This is a genomic window from Streptomyces sp. NBC_00122 (assembly GCF_045160845.1).
Lineage (GTDB): Bacteria > Actinomycetota > Actinomycetes > Streptomycetales > Streptomycetaceae > Streptomyces.
Map to the genome: position 1 here is coordinate 3,660,644 of NZ_CP108191.1, position 21,969 is coordinate 3,682,612.

Consider the following 21,969-nt stretch of genomic DNA (forward strand, 5'->3'; position numbering starts at 1 on the left):
CTGGATCGGTCCGGACCTCTTGACACACCGCCGAAAGGTGACGCACCGGTGACCGACCAGGCCGCTCTCCAGTCTGTCCTCGACCGCGCCGCCGCAGGGGGCCGGATCACCAAGGAAGAGGCGCTCGACCTCTACCGCTTCGCGCCGCTGCACGCGCTCGGCCAGGCCGCCGACGCGGTGCGCCGCCGCCGTTACGCGGGCACCGAGCACATCGCCACGTACATCATCGAGCGGAACATCAACTACACGAACGTGTGCGTCACGGCGTGCAAGTTCTGTGCCTTCTACGCGGCCCCCAAGGACACGAAGAAGGGCTGGTCCCGCGACCTCGACGACATCTTGCGCCGGTGCGCGGAGACCGTGGAGCTCGGCGGCACGCAGATCATGTTCCAGGGCGGCCACCACCCGGACTACGGCGTCGAGTACTACGAGCACCACTTCTCCGCCATCAAGAAGGCCTTCCCGCAGCTGGTCATCCACTCCCTCGGCGCGTCCGAGGTCGAGCACATGGCCCGGATCTCGGGCGTCTCGGCGGAGGAGGCCATCAAGCGCATCCACGCCGCCGGTCTCGACTCCTTCGCCGGCGCCGGCGCCGAACTGCTGCCGGAGCGCCCGCGCAAGGCGATCGCCCCGCTCAAGGAGTCCGGCGAGCGCTGGCTGGAGATCATGGAGATCGCCCACGAGCTGGGCGTGGAGTCCACCTCCACGATGCTGATGGGCACCGGCGAGACCAACGCCGAGCGCATCGAGCACATCGCGATGATCCGGGACACGCAGGACCGTACGGGCGGCTTCCGCGCCTTCATCCCGTACACGTACCAGCCCGAGAACAACCACCTCAAGGGCCGCACCCAGGCGACGATCTTCGAGTACCTGCGCATGATCGCCATCGCGCGCCTCTTCCTCGACAACATCGCCCACATCCAGGGCTCCTGGCTGACCGTCGGCAAGGAGGCGGGCCAGCTCTCGCTGCACTACGGCGCGGACGACCTCGGCTCGATCATGCTGGAGGAGAACGTCGTCTCCTCGGCCGGTGCCAAGCACCGCTCCAACCGCCAGGAGATCATCGACCTGATCCGCAAGGCGGGCCGCACGCCGGCGCAGCGCGCGACGACGTACGAGCACCTCCTGGTGCACGACGACCCGGCGAACGATCCGGCCGACGACCGCGTCGTGTCGCACATCTCCTCCACCGCCATCGAGGGCGGTACCGCGCACCCCGAGCTGAAGCTCATCTCCACGAACTGATGCGCACGCTGCACACCGCCGAACTCCTCGTCCCGGGGCCGGGAGCCGCGCCGCTGCGCGACGGCGCGGTCCTGGTGGAGGGGGACCGGATCGAGGCGCTCGGCCCCTTCGCGGAGCTCGCCGCGCGGAACCCGCACGCGCGGGTCCGGCGCTGGCCCGGGGTGCTCACCCCGGGACTGCTGGTGCGCGGGGCGGACACGTTGCTGGAGCGGACGTACTACCCGGACGACCCGTACGAGACCGCCGAGCTCGGCTCCGAGCCGATCAGCGGGCCGGACGCGCTGGACGCCCTGAAGATGACCGAGGCGCGCTGGGGCAACAGCGCCCGGCGCGGTACCCAGAAGCTGCTGGCCCGCGGGGTGGTGGCGGTCACCGGCCGCTTCGCGATCCCCGCGGTGCGCACGGCGGTGGTCCGCTCGGGGCTCACCGTCCTGCCGCCGGCGCCCTACGAAGGGCTGCCCGCCCTGGACCCCTTCGCCGGGCGGGAGAGCGCGGCGGACGCCTTCCACGGGGTCCTGGAGCCGGGCGCCCCGGCCCGCTTCGCGGTCTTCGCGGTGGCGGACGAGGCCGAACTGCGCTCCCGCGGCGCGACCACCTGCGTGGCCACGGTCATCGGAGGCCGCCTGCTCCACCGCCGCCGCTGATCCGTGTGTCCTGGTCCTGTCGGGCGAGGGCGGCGAGCACGCAGGCCTGCAGGCGGCTGATGCCGCCCAGTTTCGTGCGTATGTTGCCCACGTGGAACTTGACCGTGCTGACCGACAGTTGGAGCTCGGCGGCGAGCTCCGCGTTGGAGGCGCCGGTGGCCAGGCACAGGAACACGGCGGACTCCTGCTCCGTCAGCTGGGCGTGCGGCGGTCCGGCGGCGTCGTACGAGGGAAACCACGCGGGGACGTTGAAGCTGACGACGCGCACGGTTACCACTCCTCGCCCCCGGCCGGCCCATCCGATGGCCGGCTCTCCCTTTTGTTAAGGGACGTGCGGGCCGGACAGATAAGTTCCGTTCGCGTCGAACGGCCATGCGTTGGACTTGCATCCGAGCAGGCCCTTGATCTGCTGCATCATGGCGGGGGCCTGCTTGCCCGGGCCCGGGCAGGTCTCGTGCTCGTGGCCGAGTTCGTGCCCGACCTCGTGGTTGACGATCAGCGCCCGGTACTCCTCGACGGGGCCGCTGAACTGCGGTGATCCCTCATGCCAGCGCTTGAGGTTGACCACGACGGTGTGCCCGGCCCGGCAGTTGGTCTCGCCGATCAGCTCGGGGGTCACCACCTCGCACAGGCGGTCGGTGGTCGTGGGCGTCGCGATCTTCACGGTGAAGTCCACCGGCTCGCCCGGTCCGGCGAGCCGGAAGCCGTACGCCGGATCCTTGGTCCAGCCGCGCGGGTCCGCGAGGATCGCCTCGACGGAACGGGCGGCGGAGTCCGGGTCGACCCCGCTGCCCTCCTCGACCTCGATCCGCCAGCGGAGGGCGGGCCCCTTGCCGTGGGCCTTGCCGGAGGCGCCGGAGGCCTGGAAGGTGCCCGGCCCGGAGGCGGGCACCGACGTGGAGGGCGCCGCGGGACTGGGGGAGGCGGGTGTGGGCGAGGCCGGGGCCTGATGCGAGGGGGAGCCGGACCGTGTCGCCGGGTCGGGCGAGCGTCTGCCGCCCTGCGCGGCCGCGTCCGAGCCCTCGGCGGATTCCCCGTCCTGCTGGTCGGGCCGGGCAGCCACCGGCCGGCCGTCCGCCGACGTACCCGCATCGTCGCCCGGTGCCAACGCGTACGCGGTCGCCGAGACCGCGACGAGGGCCGCCGAACCGAGGATGATCGTACGCCGCAGCCGCTTGCGTCGCTCGGCCCGGCGCTGCGCGCGCGGGCTGAGGCGGGAGCGACCGGTGGAATGGCCTGCCGGCATCGTGAAGCCCTTTGCTCGTGGCGGCCGACACGGATCCGGCCGCTGGTCAGGGCCATGATCCAATGGGTGGCCGTCACCTGGCCGCACCACCCCCAGTCAACGGTCCCAGGGGCCCCGGGCGTAACTGTCCTTCGGGCCAGTTGTCCGGTTCCATCCGGTCGTGGGGCGTGTCTCCCCGGTCGGGCACGGCCTGAGAGGATGGGCCCGTACCCGCCGATCCGCACACACCGAGGGGCGAACACCAGTGACAAGGGCTTCCCTGGACAAGCAGCCGCACGAAGTCGCCTCCATGTTCGACGGGGTCGCGGCGAACTACGACCTCACCAACGACGTCCTCTCGCTCGGCCAGGCCCGGCTCTGGCGCAAGGAGGTCGCCAAGGCGGTCGGCGCGCGCCCCGGGCACAAGGTCCTCGACCTGGCCGCCGGGACCGCCACCTCCTCGCTGCCGTTCGCCGCGACCGGCGCGTACGTGGTCCCCTGCGACTTCTCGCTGGGCATGCTGCGGGAGGGCAAGAAGAAGCACTCCTGGCTGCCGCTGACCGCCGGGGACGCGACGAAGCTGCCCTTCAAGGACGGCGTCTTCGACACCGTGACGATCTCCTTCGGGCTGCGCAACGTCCAGGACACCGACACGGCGCTGCGCGAGCTGTACCGGGTGACCAAGCCCGGCGGCCAGGTCGTCATCTGCGAGTTCTCGCAGCCCACATGGGCGCCCTTCCGCACGGTCTACACCGAGTACCTGATGCGGGCCCTGCCGCCGGTCGCCCGCGCGGTCTCGTCCAACCCCGACGCGTACGTGTACCTCGCCGAGTCCATCCGCGAGTGGCCCGACCAGCCCGCGCTGGCGGGGCTGCTGCAGAAGGCCGGCTGGTCCAAGGTGGCCTGGCGCAACCTCAGCGGCGGCATCGTGGCGCTGCACCGGGGCATCAAGGGCTGATCTGTGGACGCTGCGCCCATGAACTACGCCGGGCTGCTGGAGCAGATCGCGGCCGACATCGCCCCGCTGGTGGGCAGCGGCACCCCCGCCGAGTACATCCCGGCGCTCGCGTCCGTGGATCCCGGGCAGTTCGGGATGGCGATCGCCGACCTCGACGGCAACGTCTTCGGGGTCGGTGACTGGCAGGTCCCCTTCTCCGTCCAGTCCATCACCAAGGTCTTCGCGCTCGCCCTGGCGCTGGCCGAGGGCGGCGACGCGCTGTGGGAGCGGGTCGGGCGGGAGCCCTCCGGCAACCCGTTCAACTCGCTCGTGCAGCTGGAGTACGAGAACGGCATCCCGCGCAATCCGTTCATCAACGCGGGTGCGCTGGTGGTCACGGACCGGCTCCAGACCCTGACGGGTGACGCGAGCAGCGAACTGCTCGGCTTCCTGCGGGCGGAGAGCGGCAATCCGGACATAGGGTTCGACGCCGAGGTCGCGGCCTCCGAGCAGGAGCACGGTGACCGCAACGCGGCCGTCGCCCACTTCATGGCCTCGTACGGGAACATCGACAACCCGGTGCCGGCGCTGCTGGAGCACTACTTCTGGCAGTGCTCGATCGAGATGACCTGCGCGGACCTTGCCCGCGCCGGGCGCTTCCTCGCGCGGCACGGGCTGCGCGCGGACGGGTCGCGGCTGCTGACGCGCAGCGAGGCGAAGCAGATCAACGCGGTGATGCTGACCTGCGGGACGTACGACGCGGCGGGCGAGTTCGCGTACCGGGTGGGCCTGCCGGGCAAGAGCGGCGTCGGCGGCGGCATCGTGGCGGTCGTCCCGGGCCTGTGCGTGCTGGCGGTCTGGAGCCCGGGCCTGGACGCCCACGGCAACTCGGTGGCGGGCGTGGCGGCCCTGGACCGCTTCACGACCCTGACGGGCCTGTCGGTGTTCTAACGGGCTCTGCTGCGCCGGTGCCGGTGCCGGGGCCGGTGCCGGGGTGGGGTGCCGGCCGGGACTGCATGATTTATGGCGCCCTGGGCCGTGCTTCGGCCCTTGCTGGCCTGGCACGCGCCACACATCACGTTTTACGTCCCGGCCGGCACCCCACCCCGTCCCCGTCCCCGGCCAACCCGTCGGGCCCGCTTCAACACGGCGTCGTCCAGCGCCCGTCGGCTACTCGCCCTGGAGGGAGATCTCGTAGCGGCGGCCGTAGCGGGTGCCGCTCGGGAGGAGGAAGCGGTCCGCCAGGGTCATGCCCAGCCGTTCGGCCACGGCTATCGAGCGGACGTTCTCGTCGTTGATCATCGCCACGACGTGGGGGAGACCGGCCTCCCGGACCCGGTCGAGCGTGGCGAGCGCGGCGGCGTACGCGTACCCCTGCCCCCAGAACCGGCGGCCCAGCCGCCAGCCGATCTCGATCTCGCCGACCGGCCCCCACACCCTCTCCTCGGGCCACGGCTGCGCCCCGGTGAAGCCGATCACCGTGCCCTCCCCGTCCAGCAGGGTCCACAGGCAGTAGCCGAGCCGTGCGTCGTGCAAGCGCTGGCGCGCGGTGAGCTCCTCGTACAGCGACAGCTCGGCGGGACCGCCGAGGAACTCCATGACTTCGGGGTCGTCGAAGACGCGGTGCCAGGCGCGCGCGTCCTCGTCGGTGGGCACGCGGAGCTGTACGGCGGGGAGCGGCCGGGTCGGCGAGGTGGTCATCGGGGGCAGCCCTTCGGTTCGCGATCTCTCTCGCTGCATAGACTGCACATGTCCGGTGCCGCCCGGCACCCTTTATCGAGTATCGAGCCTTCGGGAGACCCCGCAGTGACCGAGCCCCTCTCCGAACACTCCGCGGACGTGATCGTCGTCGGGGCCGGGCCCGCCGGCTCGACCACCGCCTACTACCTCGCCAAGGCCGGACTGGACGTCCTGCTGCTGGAGAAGACGGCTTTCCCGCGCGAGAAGGTGTGCGGTGACGGGCTGACGCCTCGCGCCACCAAGCAGCTCGTGGCGATGGGCATCGACATCTCCGAAGAGGCCGGCTGGCTCCGCAACAAGGGCCTGCGCATCATCGGCGGCGGACAGCGGCTCCAGCTGGACTGGCCGGAACTCGCCTCCTTCCCGGACTACGGACTCGTCCGCAAGCGCGACGACTTCGACGAGATCCTGGCCCGCCAGGCGCAGAAGGCCGGTGCCCGGCTGTACGAGCGCTGCAACGTCGGCGAGCCGGTCCGCGACCCGCGCACCGGGCACATCACCGGCGTGCAGGCGAAGATGGGCGAGGAGAAGACGCCCGTCACCTTCCACGCCCCGCTGGTCGTCGCCGCCGACGGCAACTCCTCCCGGCTGTCCCTCGCCATGGGCCTGCACCGGCGCGAGGACCGCCCGATGGGCGTCGCCGTCCGTACGTACTTCACCTCGCCCCGGCACGACGACGACTACCTGGAGTCGTGGCTGGAGCTGTGGGACCGGCGCGGTGCGCAGGACCGGCTGCTGCCCGGCTACGGCTGGATCTTCGGCATGGGCGACGGCACGTCCAACGTCGGCCTCGGCATCCTCAACTCCTCCTCGGCCTTCAAGGAGCTGGACTGGCGCGAGGTCCTCAAGGCCTGGTGCGCGTCCATGCCGGAGGACTGGGGCTACACCCCCGAGAACATGACGCACCCGATCCGCGGCGCGGCCCTGCCGATGGCCTTCAACCGGCAGCCGCACTACACCAAGGGCCTGCTGCTGGTCGGTGACGCGGGCGGCCTCGTCAACCCGTTCAACGGCGAGGGCATCGCCTACGCCATGGAGTCGGGCCAGATCGCGGCCGACGTCATCGTGCAGGCCAACGCCCGGGCCACCCCGGCCCAGCGCGAACTGGCGCTGCACAACTACCCGAAGGTGCTCAAGGAGACCTACGGCGGTTACTACACGCTGGGCCGTGCCTTCGTGAAGCTGATCGGCAACCCGAAGGTCATGAAGATCGCGGCGCAGCGCGGCCTGACCCACCCGGTGCTGATGAGGTTCACGCTGAAGATGCTGGCCAACCTGACCGACCCGACGGGCGGCGACGCGATGGACCGCATCATCAACGGCCTCTCGAAGGTGGCTCCGAAGGCCTGACAGGCCCTGGCCGGCACAACGGGCGGGCCGGGCGGGGGTTACCCGCCGCGGCCCGCTTCCGTTTCCGCGTCCGCGCCGCCGTGCACGGTACGCACGCACTTGGCCAGCAGCACCAGACCGCACAGCAGCAGCGCCCCCGAGGCGCTCCAGCCGAGCCCGAGGGTGAGGGCACTGCCCGGCTTGTGCCAGGGGCGGGCGGTGGTCAGCAGCCAGCCGCCGACGCCGAGGAGGCCGAGCCCGAGCGCGGCCGGGCCGGCGGTCGGGTCACCGGCGCCGTGGTAGACGTACGGCTTCAGGTTCACGGGACGACCACCTCCAGGTCGAACGGTGAGAACGCACCACCGCCGGCTTCATCTTCGCAGGGCTTCGGCCGGTTCGGCACGGGCCGCCCGCCAGGCGGGACGGAGCCCGGCCGGCAGTCCCGGGAGCGGCCCGGCGGGCCTCGCCCGAGGAACGCCGAAGGGCCGGCACTCCACCCCCGAGCGGGGGAGTGCCGGCCCTTCGTACATTTTGGACGGTTCAGCCCATACGGCTCAACTCAGAGGACGCGGACGGCGCCCGTCGGCTTGTCGTAGCTGAGGTTGCGCTCGACGATGCCCGTGCTGGGGTTCTGCGCGCCGACGAACTTGCCGCCGCCGACGTAGATGGCGACGTGGTACGCGCTGCCACGGGAGCCCCAGTACAGGATGTCGCCCGGCTGCAGGGCGCTCAGCGAGACCGAGGTGCCCGCGGAGGACTGGGCCTGGGACACGCGCGGCAGGGAGATGCCGGCCTGACGGTACGCGGCCTGGACGAGGCCCGAGCAGTCGAACGAGGACGGGCCGGTACCGCCCGACACGTACGCCTTGCCGACCTGCGCGCGGGCGAAGTTCACGATGGCGGCGGCGGAGCCGGTCGCCGGGGCGGCCACGGAGGCGCCGGAGCCGTCGCTGGGGGTCGCGCTGGAGGACGACTTGGTCGACAGCGTGGTGCGGGCGGAGGCGCGGGTCGCGCGCTCGGCCTCGGCCTTGCGAGCCGCCTCTTCCTGGGCCTTCTTCTCGTCGTCGGCCTTCTGCTGGGCGTCTTCCTTGGCCTTCTTCGCCTCGGCGGCGGCGCCGGTGCGGGCGCTCTCCTCCTGGGCGGTCAGTTCGCCCGCAACGGCCGCGGCACGGGTGTTCTCCGCGGCCGTGGTGACGGCGGAGGAGACCTCGGCGGCCAGGTCCAGGTTGAGGACCGGCATTTCGAGCGTCGTCTCGGCCACGGGCTCGGCGGACGGGGACGCGCTCGCGGTGCCGGCCATGGCCAGGGTGCTGAGGACGCCACCGGCAACTCCGGCGCGGACCGCGAGCTTCGAGGCGCTGCGGCGGGGCTTCCGGTGGCTGGGTATGTGAGCGGTGGTGGACATGAGAACAACCGCTATCAGGGTGTCCGGGTTCCCTTCAAGAAACGTGGGCTGCGCCACAGTTGTGCGCGAAAGGCGCTAACCGGGCGCGCCGCACTCCTTATTGACGCCGTAACGGGCGAAACGGACAGGCCTTCACAAGGCTGTGATCATGGGTTATCGACAATAAGTCCGAATTGATCCTTGACCTACCATCTCGCCGCACAGATGGCCAAGCCCCCTTTCGGAAGCGTCAATTCAGAGTGGCGCAGGTCACAGGAGCGTCACGTTGTGCGGACGCTGTGGCCTGTCCGTGATCCCGCCGTGAACTCCCCGGCCGGTTCGTGAGCGGATGCACGCGGCCGACGGCTCCCCAGGGGTCGCGTCTGCCCTGCGTCCACCTCCGTACACATGGGCTCCCCCGACCGGGCGACGCCGATCCCCTTATCACTCCAGCGCTGCCGTCACCAATTTGCCTGCAAAGGCCACCATTTGGTAATGCACGACCCCTCCTACCTGCGGTAACGGGGTCAGATGTCACCTTTGGTGATCATGTGGATGCTTCGCGTATGAAGATCACCACTCATCGGACTTCATGATCGTTCGCCAGGTGGTGGAGATCACAAACTCGTTGTTGTAACCCGTGTCGCAGATCACAGAGGAGCAGGCATAAGATGCGCACCAGTCCGGCTTGTGAACTGCCTCACATGCGAGCGAGGCGGGGCACTCGGCGCCGGCAGCGGTCCAACGGTCAAGGACGACTGGAAGGAGCGAGGAGCGTGAATGCGTACGCACCCATCCTCGTGCTCGGCGCCCTCGGCGCAGGGTTTGCGATCTTCTCCGTGGTCATGGCCACGCTGATCGGCCCAAAACGGTACAACCGGGCAAAGCTTGAGGCATACGAGTGCGGCATCGAGCCGACTCCGGTGCCGGTTGGCGGCGGTCGCTTCCCCATCAAGTACTACCTGACGGCGATGCTCTTCATCGTCTTCGACATCGAGGTTGTCTTCCTCTACCCCTGGGCCGTCACCTTCGACTCCCTGGGGATCTTCGGGCTCGTCGAGATGCTGCTCTTCGTGCTCACCGTCTTCGTCGCCTACGCCTACGTCTGGCGCCGCGGCGGCCTGGAATGGGACTGAGGGGCTGAATTTTCCATGGGACTGGAAGAGAAGCTGCCGAGCGGCTTCCTGCTGACCACCGTCGAACAGGCCGCGGGGTGGGTGCGCAAGTCATCCGTCTTCCCCGCGACCTTCGGCCTGGCGTGCTGCGCCATCGAGATGATGACCACCGGAGCGGGCCGGTACGACCTGGCCCGCTTCGGCATGGAGGTCTTCCGCGGCTCGCCGCGCCAGGCCGATCTGATGATCGTGGCGGGCAGGGTCAGCCAGAAGATGGCGCCGGTGCTGCGGCAGGTGTACGACCAGATGCCCGCTCCCAAATGGGTCATCTCCATGGGGGTTTGCGCATCTTCAGGCGGAATGTTCAATAACTACGCGATTGTCCAGGGCGTCGACCACATCGTCCCCGTGGACATCTACCTGCCCGGCTGCCCGCCGCGCCCCGAGATGCTGCTGGACGCGATCCTCAAGCTCCACCAGAAGATCCAGGGCTCCAAGCTCGGCGTCAACAGGGAAGAAGCGGCCCGCGAGGCGGAGGAGGCGGCCCTCAAGGCCCTCCCCATCATCGAGATGAAGGGGCTGCTCCGGTGAGTGAGACCCGCGAACCCAACCCCGACAAGGAACTCAGCCGCCAGAACCTGCCCGGCCAGCGCGGAGACCACGGCGAGGAGGTACGCGTCCAGCGCGGCATGTTCGGCGCCCAGAACGGCGGCGACACCTCCGGCTACGGGGGCCTCGTGCGCTCCGTACGCCTGCCCGGCGCGACCAGCCGCCCGTACGGCTCCTACTTCGACGAGGTGGCCGACGAACTCGAAGGCGCCCTGGAGGAGCAGGACCTGGTCCCCGAGAACGCCATCGAGAGGACGGTGGTCGACCGGGGCGAGCTCACCCTCCACATCGCCCGCGAGCACCTCGTCCGGGTCGCGGGCATCCTGCGCGACGACCCCGCCCTGCGCTTCGAACTCTGCACCGGCGTCTCCGGCGTGCACTTCCCGCAGGACAAGGGCCGCGAGCTGCACGCCGTCTACCACCTGCGCTCGCTCACCCACGGCCGCGTCCTGCGCCTGGAGGTGTCGGTACCGGACAGCGACCCGCACGTCCCCTCGCTCGTCTCCGTCTACCCGACCAACGACTGGCACGAGCGCGAGACGTACGACTTCTTCGGCCTGATCTTCGACGGGCACCCGGCCCTCACCCGGATCATGATGCCGGACGACTGGCAGGGCTTCCCGCAGCGCAAGGACTACCCGCTCGGCGGCATCGCCGTCGAGTACAAGGGCGCCCAGATCCCGGCTCCCGACCAGCGGAGGTCGTACAGCTGATGTCCCCTACCTCGAACCACGCGGAAAACCACGCCTCCGCCGACCACGCCTCCGCGCGCGAGACGACCGAGGGCACCGTGTACACCGTCACCGGCGGCGACTGGGACGAGATCGTCCAGTCCGCGGCCAAGGCCGACGACGAGCGGATCGTCGTCAACATGGGTCCCCAGCACCCGTCCACCCACGGAGTGCTCCGGCTGATCCTGGAGATCGACGGCGAGACGGTCACCGAGGCCCGCTGCGGCATCGGCTACCTGCACACCGGCATCGAGAAGAACCTCGAATTCCGGAACTGGACGCAGGGCACCACCTTCGTCACGCGCATGGACTACCTGACGCCGTTCTTCAACGAGACGGCCTACTGCCTCGGCGTCGAGAAGCTGCTCGGCATCACCGACCAGATCCCGGACCGCGCCACCGTCATCCGCGTCCTGCTGATGGAACTCAACCGGATCTCCTCCCACCTGGTGTGCATCGCCACCGGCGGCATGGAGCTGGGCGCGACCACGATCATGATCTACGGCTTCCGCGACCGCGAGCTGGTCCTCGACATCTTCGAGCTGATCACCGGCCTGCGCATGAACCACGCGTTCGTCCGCCCCGGCGGCCTCGCGCAGGACCTGCCCCCGGGCGCCGTCGACCAGCTGCGCGAGTTCGTGAAGACCATGAAGAAGAACCTGCCGGAGTACGACAAGCTCGCCACCGGCAACCCCATCTTCAAGGCCCGCATGCAGGACGTCGGCTACCTCGACCTCACCGGCTGCATGGCGCTCGGCGCCACCGGCCCGATCCTGCGCTCCGCGGGCCTGCCCCACGACCTGCGCAAGTCGGAGCCGTACTGCGGCTACGAGAACTACGAGTTCGACGTGCCGACCACCGACACCTGCGACTCCTACGGGCGGTTCCTGATCCGCCTGGAGGAGATGCGCCAGTCGTTGCGGATCGTCGAGCAGTGCCTGGACCGGCTGGCGGCGGGACCGGTCATGGTCGCCGACAAGAAGATCGCCTGGCCGGCGCAGCTGGCGATGGGCCCGGACGGCCTCGGCAACTCGCTCGACCACATCAAGAACATCATGGGCACCTCCATGGAAGCCCTCATCCACCACTTCAAGCTGGTGACCGAGGGCTTCCGGGTACCGGCCGGGCAGGCGTACAGCGCCGTCGAGTCGCCGAAGGGCGAGCTCGGCGTGCACGTCGTCTCTGACGGAGGCACCCGCCCGTACCGGGTCCACTTCCGCGACCCGTCCTTCACCAACCTGCAGGCCATGGCCGCGATGTGCGAGGGCGGCCAGGTCGCCGACGTCATCGTCGCCGTCGCCTCCATCGACCCCGTGATGGGAGGCGTCGACCGATGACCGACATCCAGTTGGGGATGCCCCAGCTTCCCGCCCCCGACTTCCCGGCCGAGGTGCGCGCCCGGCTCGAAGCGGACGCGCGGGAAGTCATCGCCCGCTACCCCGACAGCCGCTCCGCGCTGCTGCCCCTGCTGCACCTGTGCCAGTCGGAGGAGGGCCACGTCTCGCGCACCGGCATCCGCTTCTGCGCCGACGTACTGGGCCTGACCACGGCCGAGGTCACGGCGGTGGCCACCTTCTACACGATGTACCGGCGCAGGCCCTCCGGGGACTACCAGGTCGGCGTCTGCACGAACACCCTGTGCGCGGTGATGGGCGGCGACGCCATCTTCGAGGAGCTCAAGGAGCACCTCGGGGTCGGCAACAACGAGACCACCCCGGACGGCAAGGTCACCCTGGAGCACATCGAGTGCAACGCGGCCTGCGACTTCGCGCCCGTGGTGATGGTCAACTGGGAGTTCTTCGACAACCAGACGCCCGAGTCCGCCAAGGCCATGGTCGACGACCTGCTGGCGGGCCGCGAGGTCTCGCCGACCCGGGGCGCGCCGCTGTGCACGTACAAGGAGACGGCCCGGATCCTGGCCGGCTTCCCGGACGAGCGCGAGGGCGCGGTCGAGGCCACCGGCGGCGCCGGCCCCGCCTCCCTGATCGGGCTGCGCATCGCCCGCGGGGAGTCCACCCACACCCCGATCGTGCACCCGCGTGGCGAAGCCCCTGGCGAGACCACCAACGAGGGAGGGGAGTGATGACCGTGTCGTCTGAACTGAGCAATGGGGGCGCTTCCCGGCCGCACGCCGGCGGAGGGACGAGCCCGGACAAGCTCCTCGCACCCGTCCTGTCGGCGTTCTGGGACGAGCCCCGGTCGTGGACGCTGGAGACGTACCGGCGCCACGAGGGCTACGAAGGGCTGCGCAAAGCCCTCGCGATGACCCCGGACGACCTCATCGCCTACGTGAAGGACTCGGGTCTGCGCGGACGCGGCGGCGCGGGCTTCCCCACCGGAATGAAGTGGCAGTTCATCCCGCAGGGCGACGGAAAGCCGCACTACCTCGTCGTGAACGCGGACGAGTCGGAACCGGGAACCTGCAAGGACATCCCCCTTCTCTTCGCCAACCCGCACTCCCTCATCGAGGGAATGATCATCGCCTGCTACGCGATCCGGTCGCAGCACGCCTTCATCTACCTGCGCGGCGAGGTGGTGCCGGTCCTGCGGCGCCTGCACGAGGCGGTGCGCGAGGCGTACGAGGCCGGTTACCTCGGGAAGGACATCCTCGGGAGCGGGCTCGACCTCGACATCACGGTGCACGCGGGGGCGGGCGCGTACATCTGCGGCGAGGAGACGGCTCTGCTCGACTCCCTCGAAGGCCGGCGCGGTCAGCCCCGGCTGCGTCCTCCCTTCCCTGCCGTCGAGGGGCTCTACGCGTGCCCCACTGTCGTCAACAACGTCGAGTCCATCGCCTCGGTTCCCGCGATCCTGAACAAGGGCAAGGACTGGTTCAAGGCGATGGGGACGGAGAAGTCCCCCGGCTTCACGCTGTATTCGCTCTCCGGGCACGTGGCCGGCCCCGGCCAGTACGAGGCCCCGCTCGGGATCACCCTGCGCCAGTTGCTCGACATGAGCGGCGGGATGCGGCCCGGACACCGGCTGAAGTTCTGGACTCCGGGCGGCTCCTCCACCCCGATGTTCACGGACGAGCACCTGGACGTCCCGCTCGACTACGAGGGCGTGGGCGCGGCCGGCTCGATGCTCGGCACCAAGGCCCTCCAGTGCTTCGACGAGACGACCTGCGTGGTGCGGGCCGTCACCCGGTGGACCGAGTTCTACGCCCACGAGTCCTGCGGCAAGTGCACCCCGTGCCGCGAAGGAACGTACTGGCTGGTCCAGCTGCTCCGCGACATCGAGGCCGGCAAGGGCGTCATGTCCGACCTCGACAAGCTGAACGACATCGCCGACAACATCAACGGCAAGTCCTTCTGCGCGCTGGGCGACGGTGCGGCCAGCCCGATCTTCTCCTCGCTCAAGTACTTCCGCGAGGAGTACGAGCGGCACATCACGGGCAAGGGCTGCCCTTTCGACCCCAAGAAGTCGACCCTCTGGGCTGACACGGAGGTGAACGCATGACCGTCGCCAGTAACGCTGCCGCCGGTGGCGGAGGGGCCGCGGGGCGGCCGAAGGACGCCGAGAACGCAGTGTCCCTCACCATCGACGGCGTCGAGCTGTCGGTCCCCAAGGGCACCCTCGTCATCCGGGCGGCCGAGCAGCTCGGCATCGAGATCCCCCGGTTCTGCGACCACCCCCTCCTCTCCCCGGCCGGCGCCTGCCGCCAGTGCATCGTCGAGGTCGAGGGCCAGCGCAAGCCGATGGCCTCCTGCACGATCACCTGCACCGACGGCATGGTGGTCAAGACGCAGCTCACCTCCGAGGTCGCCGACAAGTCCCAGCGCGGGGTGATGGAGCTGCTGCTCATCAACCACCCGCTGGACTGCCCGGTCTGCGACAAGGGCGGCGAGTGCCCCCTGCAGAACCAGGCGATGTCCCACGGCAACGCGGAATCGCGTTTCGAGGGCAAGAAGCGCACCTACGAGAAGCCCGTCCCGATCTCCACGCAGGTGCTGCTGGACCGCGAGCGGTGCGTGCTCTGCGCGCGCTGCACCCGCTTCTCCAACGAGATCGCCGGCGACCCGATGATCGAGCTCCTGGAGCGCGGCGCGCTCCAGCAGGTCGGCACCGGCGAGGGCGACCCGTTCGAGTCGTACTTCTCCGGCAACACCATCCAGATCTGCCCCGTCGGCGCGCTCACCTCCGCCGCGTACCGCTTCCGCTCCCGCCCCTTCGACCTCGTCTCCTCCCCGAGCGTGTGCGAGCACTGCGCGGGCGGCTGCGCGACCCGGACCGACCACCGCCGCGGCAAGGTGCTGCGCCGGCTGGCCGCGGAGGACCCCGAGGTCAACGAGGAATGGGTCTGCGACAAGGGCCGCTTCGGGTTCCGGTACGCGCAGCAGCGGGACCGGCTCACCACCCCGCTCGTGCGCAATGCCGCCGGGGTCCTGGAGTCGGCGAGCTGGCCCGAGGCGCTGGAGGCCGCGGCGAACGGGCTGGCCGCGGCGCGCGGCCGGGCCGGAGTGCTGACCGGCGGCCGGCTCACCGTCGAGGACGCCTACGCGTACTCCAAGTTCGCCCGGGTGGTGCTCGACACCAACGACATCGACTTCCGGGCCCGCGTGCACAGCGCGGAGGAGGCCGACTTCCTGGCCGCCACCGTGGCCGGCACCGGCAAGGATCTCGGGGGCGGCACGGGCGTCACGTACACCTCGCTGGAGGCGGCGCCCGCGGTGCTGCTCGTCGGCATCGAGTCCGAGGAGGAGGCGCCGGGGGTCTTCCTGCGGCTGCGCAAGGCCCACCGCAAGCACAAGCAGCGGACCTTCGCCCTCGGGCCCTTCGCCACCCGCGGCCTGGAGAAGGCGGGCGGCACCCTGCTGGCCTCCGCTCCCGGCACCGAGCCCGAGTGGCTCGACGCACTCGCCTCCCGTACCGGCCTGGAGGCCGGCGGCGCGGAGGCCGCCGACGCGCTGCGCGAGCAGGGCGCCGTCATCGTCGTCGGGGAGCGCCTCGCAGGGGTGCCCGGCGCGCTGACCGCCGCCGTACGGGCGGCCACCGCGACCGGGGCCGCCCTGGTGTGGATCCCGCGCCGGGCCGGTGAGCGCGCGGCCGTCGAGGCCGGGGCGCTGCCGTCGCTGCTGCCCGGCGCCCGTCCGGCCACCGACCCGCGGGCGCGTGACGAGGTCGCCACCGCCTGGGGCCTGGACGAACTCCCGCACCGCTACGGCCGCGACACCGGCCAGATCGTCGAGGCCGCCGCCGGGCGCGAACTGTCCGCCCTGCTGGTGGCAGGCGTCGAGGTCGCGGACCTGCCGGACCCGGCCCGCGCCCGGATCGCACTCCAGGAGGCCTTCGTGGTCTCCCTGGAACTGCGGCCCGGCGAGGTCACCGACCACGCCGACGTGGTCCTCCCGGTCGCCGCGGTGGCCGAGAAGGCGGGCACCTTCATCAACTGGGAGGGCAGGATCCGGCCGTTCGAGGCCGCGCTCAAGCCCGACCAGATGACCCGCCGGCTCGCCCCCGCCGACGCCCGCGTGCTGCACATGCTCGCCGACGCGGCCGACCGGCCGATCGCGCTGCCCGACGTACACGCCGTACGCCGGGAGCTCGACGGCCTCGGTCCGTGGACCGGGGAGCGCGCCGCCGAGCAGTCCGCGGACACCGCGGCGCTGCCCCGCCCGGGAGCGGGCGAGGCGGTCCTCGCGGGCCACCGGCTCCTCCTCGACCAGGGCAGGCTCCAGGAGGGCGACGACGCCCTGGCCGGTACCCGGCACGAGGCGAACGCCCGGCTCTCGGCGGCCACGGCCGCCGAGACGGGCGTCAAGAACGGGGACGTCCTCGCGGTCACCGGCCCGGCCGGCTCCGTGGAACTCCCGCTCCGGATCACCGAGATGCCCGACCGGGTGGTCTGGCTCCCGCTGAACTCCACCGGCTCGGGCGTCCTCGCCGACACCGGTGCCCGCCCGGGCACCCTCGTACGCATCGGCCCGGCGACCCCGGCCGGAGCGGGCGACACCACTGCGGAGGTGGGCGCGTGAACGCGGTACACGGTGATCTCGTACAACTTGCCGCCGAGGACCTGTCCCTGTTCGGCAAGGACGTCTGGTGGCTGGTCGTCGTCAAGGCGGTGTTCTGCTTCGCCTTCCTGATGGTGACCGTGCTCTTCTCCATCGTGTGGGAGCGCAAGGTCGTCGCCTGGATGCAGCTGCGCATCGGCCCCAACCGGCACGGGCCCTGGGGCCTGCTCCAGTCGCTCGCCGACGGCGTCAAGCTGATGCTCAAGGAAGACATCATCGTCAAGCGGGCCGACAAGGTCATCTACGTCCTGGCCCCGATCATCGCGGCGATCCCGGCCTTCATGGCCATCGCGGTGATCCCCTTCGGCCCGCCCGGCGACGAGGTCTCCATCTTCGGCCAGCGCACCACGATGCAGCTGACCGACCTGCCCATCGCGATGCTCTACATCCTCGCGGTGGCCTCGGTCGGCATCTACGGCATCGTGCTGGCGGGCTGGTCCTCCGGCTCGACGTACCCGCTCCTCGGCGGCCTGCGCTCCTGCGCGCAGATGATCTCCTACGAGATCGCGATGGGCGTCGCCTTCGCCTCGGTCTTCCTCTACTCCGGGTCGATGTCGACCTCGGCGATCGTGGAAGCCCAGGCGGACCGCTGGTACATCGTCCTGCTGCCGGTGTCCTTCATCATCTACGTCGTCACGATGGTCGGCGAGACGAACCGCGCCCCCTTCGACATGCCGGAGTCCGAGGGCGACCTGGTCGGCGGCTTCAACACCGAGTACTCGTCCATCAAGTTCGCGCTGTTCATGCTCGCCGAGTACGTCAACATGGTCACCGTCTCGGCGGTCTCGGTCACCCTCTTCCTGGGCGGCTGGCGTGCCCCGTACCCGATCAGCCACTTCTGGGAGGGCGCGAACCACGGCTGGTGGCCGATGCTCTGGTTCGTCCTCAAGGTCCAGCTGCTGCTGTTCTTCTTCATCTGGCTGCGCGGCACGCTGCCCCGCGTGCGCTACGACCAGCTGATGAAGCTCGGCTGGAAGGTCCTGATCCCGGTCTCCGTGGTTTGGCTGATGATGGTCGCCACCGTCCGGGCGCTGCGCAACGAGGCGTACGACTTCAGCGAGATCGTCCTGTACGTCGGCGGCGCCGTCGTGGCGGTGCTGCTCCTCTCCTTCGTCGCGGACATCTTCCGCGACAAGCGCGAGAAGGCCTCCGCCGAGGAGGCCGGCAAGGCCGCTGCGGCCGAGCCCTTCGACCCGCTGGCGGGCGGATTCCCCGTCCCGCCCAAGCCGGGCCAGCACCTGGCACCCGTACCGCGCCGACAGCCCCGCGGAGAGCGAGAGCTGATTGTCAGTGGCGGAGCGAATACTGACAGTGACCGAGAGGAGGGTTGAGACATGTCTGACGAAAAGTGGCAGAACCCGGTGGCCGGCTTCGGCGTGACCTTCAAGGCCATGTTCAAGAAGCGCCTCACCGAGCAGTACCCGGAGGTGCACAAGACCACCGCCCCGCGCTTCCACGGACGGCACCAGCTCAACCGGCACCCGGACGGTCTGGAGAAGTGCATCGGGTGCGAACTGTGCGCCTGGGCCTGCCCCGCCGACGCCATCTACGTGGAGGGCGCGGACAACACCGAGGAGGAGCGCTACTCCCCGGGCGAGCGGTACGGAGCGGTCTACCAGATCAACTACGCCCGCTGCATCCTGTGCGGGCTGTGCGTCGAGGCGTGCCCGACCAGGGCGCTGACCATGACGAACGAGTTCGAACTGGCCGATGCCAGCCGCGAATCGCTCATCTACACCAAGGAGCAGCTGCTCGCCGGCCTCACCGAGGGCATGGTCGAGGCACCGCACCCGATGTTCCCCGGCACGGAGGACACGGACTACTACCGCGGACTGGTGACGGGGGCCGCTCCCGGCACGGTCCGGCAGGTGGCCGTCTCCAAGGGCGAGGTGGCCAAGGGCGAGGCCGCGGAAACCGCCGAGGAGGTGCAGGCATGAGCGCCGTCGCCGCCGCCACCCTGACCTCCACGGGCGAGGCGGTCCAGTTCTGGGTCCTCGGCGCGGTCGCCGTCATCGGCGCACTCGCGACGATCCTGATGAAGAAGGCCGTGCACAGCGCCCTCAGCCTGGCCGGGACGATGATCGTCCTGGCGGTCTTCTACCTCGCCAACGGGGCGTACTTCCTGGGCGTCGTCCAGGTCATCGTCTACACCGGCGCCATCATGATGCTCTTCCTCTTCGTGGTCATGCTCGTCGGCGTCACCGCCGCCGACTCCCTGAAGGAGACCATCAAGGGGCAGCGCTGGCTGGCGGTCCTGTGCGGTCTCGGCTTCGGCATCCTGCTGATCGCCGGCATCGGCCACGCCAACCTCACCCACTTCAACGGGCTCGGCCGGATCAACTCGGCCGGGCACGTCGAGGGCCTGGCCCAGCTGATCTTCACCAAGTACGTCTTCGCCTTCGAGATCACCGGCGCGCTGCTGATCACCGCGGCCGTCGGCGCGATGGTGCTCACCCACCGCGAGCGCACCGAGCGGGCCGCCACCCAGCGCGAACTGGCCGAGCGCCGCGTCCGCGAGGGCGTCCAGCTCCCGCCGCTGCCCGCGCCCGGCGTCTACGCCCGGCACAACGCGGTGGACGTGGCCGGTCTGCTGCCGGACGGCACCCCCTCCGAGCTGACGGTCAGCAAGACGCTGCGCGCCCGCGGCCAGATCCGGGACGTCTCCGGCGAGGCGCTGGACGACCTCAAGGCGCTGGAGCAGCGGTCGGCGGAGCGCCTCGGCCGAGAGGAGGCCTCGAAGTGAATCCGGTCAACTACCTGTACCTTGCGGCCCTGCTGTTCACCATCGGCGCGACCGGTGTGCTGATCCGCAAGAACGCGATCGTGCTGTTCATGTGCATCGAGCTGATGCTCAACGCCTGCAACCTCGCGTTCGTCACCTTCTCGCGGATGCACGGCAACCTCGACGGCCAGATCTTCGCGTTCTTCACGATGGTCGTCGCCGCCGCGGAGGTCGTGGTGGGCCTCGCGATCATCGTGTCGCTGTTCCGTACCCGCCACTCGGCCTCGGTCGACGACGCCAGCCTGATGAAGCTGTAAGGGGCGTTCACAGTGGAGAATCTGATTGCGCTGCTGATCGCGGCGCCCCTGCTCGGAGCGGTGGTGCTGCTGTGCGGCGGCCGGCGCCTCGACAAGGCCGGCCACTGGATCGGCACCCTGCTCGCGGCCGTCTCCTTCGGGATCGGCGCGGTGCTGTTCGCCGACATGCTCGGGCGCAGCCCCGACGACCGGACCCTGTACCAGCAGCTGTGGAGCTGGATCCCGGTCGAGGGCTTCCAGGCGGACATCGCCTTCCAGCTGGACCAGCTGTCGATGACCTTCGTCCTGCTGATCTCCGGGGTGGGCACGCTCATCCACGTGTACTCGATCGGGTACATGGAGCACGACGAGCGCCGCCGCCGCTTCTTCGGCTACCTCAACCTGTTCGTCGCGGCCATGCTGCTGCTGGTCCTCGCCGACAACTACCTGCTGCTGTACTTCGGCTGGGAGGGCGTGGGCCTCGCCTCGTACCTCCTGATCGGCTTCTGGCAGCACAAGCCCAGCGCGGCCACGGCCGCGAAGAAGGCCTTCCTGGTCAACCGCGTCGGCGACATGGGCCTGTCGATCGCGGTCATGCTGATGTTCACCACCTTCGGGACGTTCACCTTCGGGCCGGTGTTCGGCGCGGTCGGCGAGGCGTCCGAAGGCAAGCTGACGGCGATCGGCCTGATGCTGCTGCTGGCCGCCTGCGGCAAGTCGGCCCAGGTACCGCTGCAGTCCTGGCTCGGTGACGCGATGGAGGGCCCGACCCCGGTCTCGGCCCTGATCCACGCGGCGACGATGGTGACGGCGGGCGTGTACCTGATCGTCCGCTCGGGCGCCATCTTCAACGGGGCGCCGGACGCGCAGCTGGTGGTCACCGTCGTGGGCGCGGTCACGCTGCTCTTCGGTGCGATCGTCGGTTGCGCGAAGGACGACATCAAGAAGGCCCTCGCCGGGTCGACGATGTCGCAGATCGGCTACATGATCCTCGCCGCGGGCCTCGGTCCGATCGGCTACGTCTTCGCGATCATGCACCTGGTGACGCACGGCTTCTTCAAGGCGGGCCTCTTCCTCGGCGCCGGTTCCGTGATGCACGGGATGAACGACGAGGTCGACATGCGCAAGTACGGCGGGCTGCGGAAGTACATGCCGGTCACCTTCGTCACCTTCGGCCTCGGCTACCTCGCGATCATCGGATTCCCGGGCCTGTCGGGCTTCTTCTCCAAGGACATGATCATCGAGGCGGCCTTCGCGAAGGGCGGCACCGAGGGCTGGATCCTCGGCGGGGTCGCCCTGCTGGGCGCCGGCATCACCGCCTTCTACATGACCCGCGTCATGCTCCTCACCTTCTTCGGCGAGAAGCGCTGGCAGCCTGCCCCGGACCCGGCCACGACCCCTGGCATCGAGCCCGGCGTCGAGGTGCACCCCGGTGAGCTGCCGCACCCGCACGAGTCCCCGAAGTCCATGACCATCCCGATGGTCATCCTGGCCTTCGGATCGGTCTTCGCCGGCGCCTTCTTCGAGATCGGCGACCGCTTCCTGAACTGGCTGGAGCCCGTCACCGGGTACGCGCACGGCCACTCGCCGGTCAGCGCCATGACGGTGACGCTGGCCACCATGGCGGTCCTGGTCGTCGGCGTCGCCATCGCCTGGTCGATGTACGGCCGCAGGCCCGTCCCGGTCGTCGCCCCGCGCGGCTCGCTCCTCACCCGGGCGGCCCGGCGGGACCTGTACCAGGACGACTTCAACCACGTCGTGCTCGTGCGCGGCGGGGAGCACCTGACCCGCTCGCTCGTGTACGTCGACCACAGCCTGGTCGACGGGGTGGTCAACGGGACGGCCGCCTCGGTCGGCGGGCTCTCGGGCCGGCTGCGCAAGCTGCAGAACGGCTACGCCCGCAGCTACGCGGTCTCGATGTTCGGGGGCGCGGCGATCCTGATCGCCGCGACCCTGCTGATGAGGGCGGTGTGAG

Annotated in this window: 22 protein-coding genes; 17 read left to right on the forward strand and 5 right to left on the reverse strand. The window is 70.1% G+C overall.

What is annotated here, in order from left to right; genetic code table 11:
- Positions 1-48: 48 nt before the first annotated feature.
- On the forward strand, positions 49-1,248 hold the full coding sequence (gene mqnC / locus OG737_RS17405) for a cyclic dehypoxanthinyl futalosine synthase (RefSeq protein WP_328927069.1): 1,200 nt from the start codon (positions 49-51) through the stop codon (positions 1,246-1,248).
- Positions 1,248-1,892, forward strand: coding sequence for an imidazolonepropionase-like domain-containing protein (locus tag OG737_RS17410; RefSeq protein ID WP_405921741.1), 645 nt, complete (start codon positions 1,248-1,250; stop codon positions 1,890-1,892). The genes mqnC and OG737_RS17410 overlap by 1 nt, the downstream gene beginning before the upstream one ends.
- Here OG737_RS17410 and OG737_RS17415 read toward each other — a convergent pair.
- Together OG737_RS17415 and OG737_RS17420 are read right to left on the reverse strand one after the other, a co-directional pair.
- Positions 1,858-2,160, reverse strand: coding sequence for a helix-turn-helix transcriptional regulator (locus OG737_RS17415; protein ID WP_328927071.1), 303 nt, complete (start codon positions 2,158-2,160; stop codon positions 1,858-1,860). The genes OG737_RS17410 and OG737_RS17415 overlap by 35 nt on opposite strands.
- A 54-nt stretch (positions 2,161-2,214) precedes the next feature.
- Positions 2,215-3,138, reverse strand: a complete 924-nt coding sequence (locus tag OG737_RS17420; RefSeq protein ID WP_328927072.1) for a DUF3152 domain-containing protein — start codon at positions 3,136-3,138, stop codon at positions 2,215-2,217.
- A 244-nt stretch (positions 3,139-3,382) separates the two neighbouring features.
- Between OG737_RS17420 and OG737_RS17425 the strand changes: the two genes are divergently transcribed.
- The gene (locus OG737_RS17425; RefSeq protein ID WP_328927073.1) at positions 3,383-4,075 is read left to right on the forward strand and encodes a demethylmenaquinone methyltransferase; all 693 of its coding nucleotides are present in this window, start codon (positions 3,383-3,385) and stop codon (positions 4,073-4,075) included.
- 18 nt (positions 4,076-4,093) lie between these two features.
- Positions 4,094-5,005, forward strand: coding sequence for a glutaminase (locus OG737_RS17430; RefSeq protein WP_328927074.1), 912 nt, complete (start codon positions 4,094-4,096; stop codon positions 5,003-5,005).
- Between the two features lie 219 nt (positions 5,006-5,224).
- Here OG737_RS17430 and OG737_RS17435 read toward each other — a convergent pair whose 3' ends face one another.
- Entirely contained in the window at positions 5,225-5,755 is a 531-nt protein-coding gene (locus OG737_RS17435) for a GNAT family N-acetyltransferase (protein WP_328927075.1), read from the reverse strand.
- Between the two features lie 105 nt (positions 5,756-5,860).
- Between OG737_RS17435 and OG737_RS17440 the strand changes: the two genes are divergently transcribed.
- Positions 5,861-7,144, forward strand: coding sequence for a geranylgeranyl reductase family protein (locus tag OG737_RS17440; protein ID WP_405921742.1), 1,284 nt, complete (start codon positions 5,861-5,863; stop codon positions 7,142-7,144).
- Between the two features lie 38 nt (positions 7,145-7,182).
- On the opposite strand, the gene OG737_RS17445 is transcribed toward OG737_RS17440, so the two are convergent.
- Positions 7,183-7,446, reverse strand: a complete 264-nt coding sequence (locus OG737_RS17445; RefSeq protein ID WP_328927077.1) for a hypothetical protein — start codon at positions 7,444-7,446, stop codon at positions 7,183-7,185.
- A 236-nt stretch (positions 7,447-7,682) separates the two neighbouring features.
- Positions 7,683-8,528, reverse strand: a complete 846-nt coding sequence (locus tag OG737_RS17450) for an NlpC/P60 family protein (protein ID WP_328927078.1) — start codon at positions 8,526-8,528, stop codon at positions 7,683-7,685.
- Between the two features lie 755 nt (positions 8,529-9,283).
- On the opposite strand from OG737_RS17450, the gene OG737_RS17455 reads away from it, so the two are divergent.
- From OG737_RS17455 to nuoL, 12 genes are read left to right on the forward strand one after another with little or no spacing between them, the layout of a single operon-like run.
- Positions 9,284-9,643: an NADH-quinone oxidoreductase subunit A gene (locus OG737_RS17455; RefSeq protein ID WP_328927079.1), complete on the forward strand. Its 360-nt coding sequence runs from the start codon at positions 9,284-9,286 to the stop codon at positions 9,641-9,643.
- A 15-nt stretch (positions 9,644-9,658) separates the two neighbouring features.
- Positions 9,659-10,213: an NADH-quinone oxidoreductase subunit B family protein gene (locus OG737_RS17460; protein WP_328927080.1), complete on the forward strand. Its 555-nt coding sequence runs from the start codon at positions 9,659-9,661 to the stop codon at positions 10,211-10,213.
- Positions 10,210-10,944, forward strand: coding sequence for an NADH-quinone oxidoreductase subunit C (locus OG737_RS17465; protein WP_328927081.1), 735 nt, complete (start codon positions 10,210-10,212; stop codon positions 10,942-10,944). The genes OG737_RS17460 and OG737_RS17465 overlap by 4 nt, the downstream gene beginning before the upstream one ends.
- Positions 10,944-12,299, forward strand: a complete 1,356-nt coding sequence (locus tag OG737_RS17470) for an NADH-quinone oxidoreductase subunit D (RefSeq protein ID WP_328927082.1) — start codon at positions 10,944-10,946, stop codon at positions 12,297-12,299. The genes OG737_RS17465 and OG737_RS17470 overlap by 1 nt, the downstream gene beginning before the upstream one ends.
- On the forward strand, positions 12,296-13,045 hold the full coding sequence (gene nuoE, locus OG737_RS17475; protein ID WP_328927083.1) for an NADH-quinone oxidoreductase subunit NuoE: 750 nt from the start codon (positions 12,296-12,298) through the stop codon (positions 13,043-13,045). Before OG737_RS17470 ends, nuoE begins: the two co-directional genes overlap by 4 nt.
- A complete protein-coding gene (gene nuoF / locus OG737_RS17480; protein WP_328927084.1) occupies positions 13,045-14,421 on the forward strand; it encodes an NADH-quinone oxidoreductase subunit NuoF in 1,377 nt (458 codons plus the stop codon). Before nuoE ends, nuoF begins: the two co-directional genes overlap by 1 nt.
- Positions 14,418-16,937 carry an NADH-quinone oxidoreductase subunit G gene (locus OG737_RS17485; RefSeq protein ID WP_405921743.1) on the forward strand — a complete coding sequence of 840 codons (2,520 nt, stop codon included), beginning with the start codon at positions 14,418-14,420 and terminating at the stop codon, positions 16,935-16,937. The genes nuoF and OG737_RS17485 overlap by 4 nt, the downstream gene beginning before the upstream one ends.
- Entirely contained in the window at positions 16,934-18,307 is a 1,374-nt protein-coding gene (nuoH, locus tag OG737_RS17490; protein ID WP_328927086.1) for an NADH-quinone oxidoreductase subunit NuoH, read from the forward strand. The genes OG737_RS17485 and nuoH overlap by 4 nt, the downstream gene beginning before the upstream one ends.
- 3 nt (positions 18,308-18,310) lie before the next feature.
- Positions 18,311-18,913 (forward strand): NADH-quinone oxidoreductase subunit NuoI, encoded by a 603-nt coding sequence (gene nuoI / locus OG737_RS17495; protein ID WP_328927087.1) that lies wholly within the window; start codon positions 18,311-18,313, stop codon positions 18,911-18,913.
- Positions 18,910-19,719 (forward strand): NADH-quinone oxidoreductase subunit J, encoded by an 810-nt coding sequence (locus tag OG737_RS17500; RefSeq protein WP_328927088.1) that lies wholly within the window; start codon positions 18,910-18,912, stop codon positions 19,717-19,719. The genes nuoI and OG737_RS17500 overlap by 4 nt, the downstream gene beginning before the upstream one ends.
- Positions 19,716-20,015 carry an NADH-quinone oxidoreductase subunit NuoK gene (gene nuoK / locus OG737_RS17505; protein WP_328927089.1) on the forward strand — a complete coding sequence of 100 codons (300 nt, stop codon included), beginning with the start codon at positions 19,716-19,718 and terminating at the stop codon, positions 20,013-20,015. Before OG737_RS17500 ends, nuoK begins: the two co-directional genes overlap by 4 nt.
- A gap of 12 nt (positions 20,016-20,027) precedes the next feature.
- Positions 20,028-21,968 (forward strand): NADH-quinone oxidoreductase subunit L, encoded by a 1,941-nt coding sequence (nuoL, locus tag OG737_RS17510; RefSeq protein WP_405679008.1) that lies wholly within the window; start codon positions 20,028-20,030, stop codon positions 21,966-21,968.
- The last annotated feature ends 1 nt before the right edge of the window (position 21,969 follow it).

Bases quoted from the DNA above. Each gene is read 5' to 3' on its own strand.
- OG737_RS17450 (WP_328927078.1), bottom strand. From the start codon at position 8,528: ATGTCCACCACCGCTCACATACCCAGCCACCGGAAGCCCCGCCGCAGC.
- OG737_RS17485 (WP_405921743.1), top strand. From the start codon at position 14,418: ATGACCGTCGCCAGTAACGCTGCCGCCGGTGGCGGAGGGGCCGCGGGG.
- nuoF (WP_328927084.1), top strand. From the start codon at position 13,045: ATGACCGTGTCGTCTGAACTGAGCAATGGGGGCGCTTCCCGGCCGCAC.
- OG737_RS17410 (WP_405921741.1), top strand. From the start codon at position 1,248: ATGCGCACGCTGCACACCGCCGAACTCCTCGTCCCGGGGCCGGGAGCC.
- OG737_RS17420 (WP_328927072.1), bottom strand. From the start codon at position 3,138: ATGCCGGCAGGCCATTCCACCGGTCGCTCCCGCCTCAGCCCGCGCGCG.
- OG737_RS17435 (WP_328927075.1), bottom strand. From the start codon at position 5,755: ATGACCACCTCGCCGACCCGGCCGCTCCCCGCCGTACAGCTCCGCGTG.
- OG737_RS17470 (WP_328927082.1), top strand. From the start codon at position 10,944: ATGTCCCCTACCTCGAACCACGCGGAAAACCACGCCTCCGCCGACCAC.
- nuoI (WP_328927087.1), top strand. From the start codon at position 18,311: ATGTCTGACGAAAAGTGGCAGAACCCGGTGGCCGGCTTCGGCGTGACC.
- nuoE (WP_328927083.1), top strand. From the start codon at position 12,296: ATGACCGACATCCAGTTGGGGATGCCCCAGCTTCCCGCCCCCGACTTC.
- OG737_RS17430 (WP_328927074.1), top strand. From the start codon at position 4,094: ATGAACTACGCCGGGCTGCTGGAGCAGATCGCGGCCGACATCGCCCCG.
- OG737_RS17460 (WP_328927080.1), top strand. From the start codon at position 9,659: ATGGGACTGGAAGAGAAGCTGCCGAGCGGCTTCCTGCTGACCACCGTC.
- OG737_RS17500 (WP_328927088.1), top strand. From the start codon at position 18,910: ATGAGCGCCGTCGCCGCCGCCACCCTGACCTCCACGGGCGAGGCGGTC.